Source organism: Janthinobacterium sp. AD80, from assembly GCF_002878455.1.
Taxonomy (GTDB): Bacteria; Pseudomonadota; Gammaproteobacteria; order Burkholderiales; family Burkholderiaceae_D; genus Janthinobacterium.
Genome location: NZ_NRDQ01000250.1, coordinates 1 through 2,880, shown reverse-complemented (window position 1 = coordinate 2,880; position 2,880 = coordinate 1). Strand labels below are relative to the sequence as shown.

The window sequence follows — 2,880 nt, the reverse complement described above, 5'->3', positions numbered from 1 at the left end:
ATCAACGTCAGCCGGCTGATGGCCGCCATCAAGGCGGCGAATGAACGCCGGGCCATTGCCGAGCATCCCTTGTCGCCCAAGCTGTTCCTGGAAGACATGCTGCTCGATTATGCATCCAGCTGCCAGTGATTGTGAATCAAATCAATTGCTTGCGTTGATTAGTTAATCTGATGCGTGAGCAATGGAGCGGCGCTGGGGCTGGGCGGTTTGCCACGCCGGAAGCATGGTGTTAAAGTAAAGTTACTTTTTGCAAACAGCGTGGACCTTGTCCCTCAGCGGAGGCTTCACATGAAACGAGTCACTGGCATCGGCGGCATCTTCTTCCACGCGCACGACCCGGCCGCGCTGCGCGCCTGGTACCAGCGCCACCTGGGCCTCGACGTCCAGCCTTGGGGCGGCGCCGCCTTCACCTGGGCGGATGCCGACGGCAAGCCCACGGGCGGCACCACCATCTGGTCCGTCAGCGCGCCCGACAGCGAGCAATTCGCCCCCGGTAAGGCGGCCTTCATGGTCAACTACCGCGTCGACAACCTCGATGCACTGCTGCAAGCCTTGCGCGACGAAGGCTGCAATGTGCTGGACAAGGCACCGGATTCCGAATACGGCCAGTTCGGCTGGGTCATCGATCCCGAAGGCAACAAGGTGGAGCTGTGGCAGCCGCCGGCGGGGCAGTAACCGGGCAGGAGGGATGCACCCTGGCGGCCTACGGGTGCTGTTACTCTGTTTGTCGCGGTAAGACGTCTTGCTTGCACCGTAGTCAATGAATGGAGGTACCATGCTGCACGTTCCAGATGGATACACCGCCGCCCGCGACGCACTGCTGACCCTGCCGACAGGGCAACAGCTCTTGCACAGCGTCCGTATGGCCAATGCGCGCGCCATTATCTCGCATGACTTGAATGGGGCATATGGCAGAACCGTGGATGCCCTCACCATCCACCTGACGCCCCAGTTCGATCAATTATCGTTGCCGCAAAAAGCATGCATAATTGCACACGAGCTGACCCACGCGCACGACCTGAGTTTTGCCAACTTGAACGCGGAAGACTACCGCGATAGCAGGGGCTTGGGCGACACCGAAATCAACGCACACTTTAATCAGGGACAGGTTCTGCGCGAATTTCGCAGTGCGCGCGCCAGATTCGCCGGTCCCGATGCCTTGGCAATCGATGCCGCGTGCGCTGGCGTCACCGTGTTTGGCCGCTCTGTCGGCTGGATTACCCGGGCCGATGTGGTCAGCCACCTGGCGAATGGCATGTACGCAGGTCATGTGGTCGGCTGGCGCCTGGGCGCAGGGATTTACAGCGATGACATGTACACCAGTGCGGCGCGGCCGTTTCACTGCGACGAAAACTGGCATACCTTCCGGCGTGTGCTTCCAGTGGAAGAGGAGGGCGAGGTTGAGGAAATCCACGTTTGAACGCGTCACTGACCGCATGGCGTGCGCCGACATACCAACGGCAGCGCCGGGACGATAGTGAGGAGTACGGCACTTAGCGGGTGCCGGACGCCAGCTCCAGCACAAACTCGTGCCCATCCACAACCACGCCATTGACCACCGCGATATCGGCAACCCCCATTCCCCTTGTAAAACCGCAGCGATCGAGCACGCGGATGGATGCCGCATTGCCGTCGATGGCGTGGGCCGTCAGGCGCGCCAGCCGCCATTGCGTGCGCGCCAGGGTGATCAGGTGGCGCAGCGCGGCCGTGGCCAGACCCTTGCCGGCGTGCTGCTGGCCGATGCGGTAGCCGACTTCGGCGCTTTGCTGGCCGATGCCCTTCAGGTTGGCGCGGCCCATCAGGGCGCCATGCTGGTCGACAATGAGGCAGGGGTGGGCATGCCCTTGTGCATGGCCCTGCAGCAATTGGGCGATGTGTTCCCGGACGCCATCCAGGCTATAAAAGTCGCCGGCGCGCGCGTCGATGTGGCGCTCGAACCAGGCCCGGTTGTCCAGTTCGAAAGTCAGCAAGGCGCTGGCGTCGTCCGGGCGCAGGGTGCGCAATGTGAAAGTGGTCATGGTGTGGTGTCTGGGCATGGAAAGGCATGAGTCTAGTGACACGCGGCGTGGCCGGTCAATCTTGATTCCGGCAATCAATGTAAAGATGCGGATACAATCGCGGCCATGAATGAAGACCTGTCGGCGTCCGAGGCGGCGCGCATCCTGGGCGTCAGCCTGTCCACCCTGTATTCCTACGTGAGCCGCGGCTTGCTGCCGTCAATGGACAGCGGGACATCGCGGCGCAAGCGCTACCCGCAGGAGGCCGTGCTGCGCCTGGCCGCGCGCAAGGACGATGCCAAGCGGGGCGGGCAGGCGGCCGTGGCTGCCATGCACTGGGGCTTGCCCGTGCTGGAAACGCATATTTCACAGATCGCCAACGGCCGGCTGCTGTACCGTGGCGTCGATGCGGCGGCGCTGGCCCAGCACGCCACCCTGGAAGCGGCCGCTGTTTTGCTATGGAACGAAGGGCAGGCCGATTATTTCAGCGCCGGCACGACTGCGCTGGCGGATGTGGCGGATGGCTGGTTGGCCCGGGTGCTGGCCATGGCGCCAGCCGCACCGCCCCTGGCGCGCGCCATGGCCGTCATGCCGCTGCTGGAACACCAGCTGGCCACGCCAACGCACACGCCGCAAGCCATGCTGGCAGCGGGCCCCATGCTGATGCGCGTGCTGGCTGCCGTGCTGTTGCGCTCGCCGCCCGGCGTCCTGCCGCTGCATGTGCAAGTGGCCCGCGCCTGGGGTGCGGATGCGGCCCAGGCTGAACTGATCCGCGCCGCGCTGGTGCTGCTGGCTGACCATGAATTGAATGCGTCGACCTTTGCTGTGCGCTGCGTGGCCTCGACAGGGGCCAGCCTGCCAGCAGCGCTGGCGGCGGGCCTGG

The 2,880-nt window shown here is 64.0% G+C and carries 4 protein-coding genes; 3 read left to right on the top strand and 1 reads right to left on the bottom strand.

The genetic code is table 11. The annotated features are described in order from the left end of the window. Window positions 1-288 precede the first annotated feature (288 nt). Window positions 289-675 (top strand): VOC family protein, encoded by a 387-nt coding sequence (locus JaAD80_RS28040; protein ID WP_102299429.1) that lies wholly within the window; start codon window positions 289-291, stop codon window positions 673-675. A gap of 100 nt (window positions 676-775) precedes the next feature. Beyond that, window positions 776-1,420: a hypothetical protein gene (locus JaAD80_RS28035; protein ID WP_102299428.1), complete on the top strand. Its 645-nt coding sequence runs from the start codon at window positions 776-778 to the stop codon at window positions 1,418-1,420. A 73-nt stretch (window positions 1,421-1,493) separates the two neighbouring features. On the opposite strand, the gene JaAD80_RS28030 is transcribed toward JaAD80_RS28035, so the two are convergent. Then, complete coding sequence (locus JaAD80_RS28030) at window positions 1,494-2,018, bottom strand: GNAT family N-acetyltransferase (RefSeq protein WP_102299426.1); 525 nt, start codon at window positions 2,016-2,018, stop codon at window positions 1,494-1,496. Window positions 2,019-2,123: 105 nt separating this feature from the next. On the opposite strand from JaAD80_RS28030, the gene JaAD80_RS28025 reads away from it, so the two are divergent. After that, on the top strand, window positions 2,124-2,880 hold a 757-nt coding region (locus JaAD80_RS28025; protein ID WP_146012579.1), incomplete at its 3' end, for a citrate synthase.

Bases quoted from the DNA above. Each gene is read 5' to 3' on its own strand.
- JaAD80_RS28040 (WP_102299429.1), top strand. From the start codon at position 289: ATGAAACGAGTCACTGGCATCGGCGGCATCTTCTTCCACGCGCACGAC.
- JaAD80_RS28035 (WP_102299428.1), top strand. From the start codon at position 776: ATGCTGCACGTTCCAGATGGATACACCGCCGCCCGCGACGCACTGCTG.
- JaAD80_RS28030 (WP_102299426.1), bottom strand. From the start codon at position 2,018: ATGACCACTTTCACATTGCGCACCCTGCGCCCGGACGACGCCAGCGCC.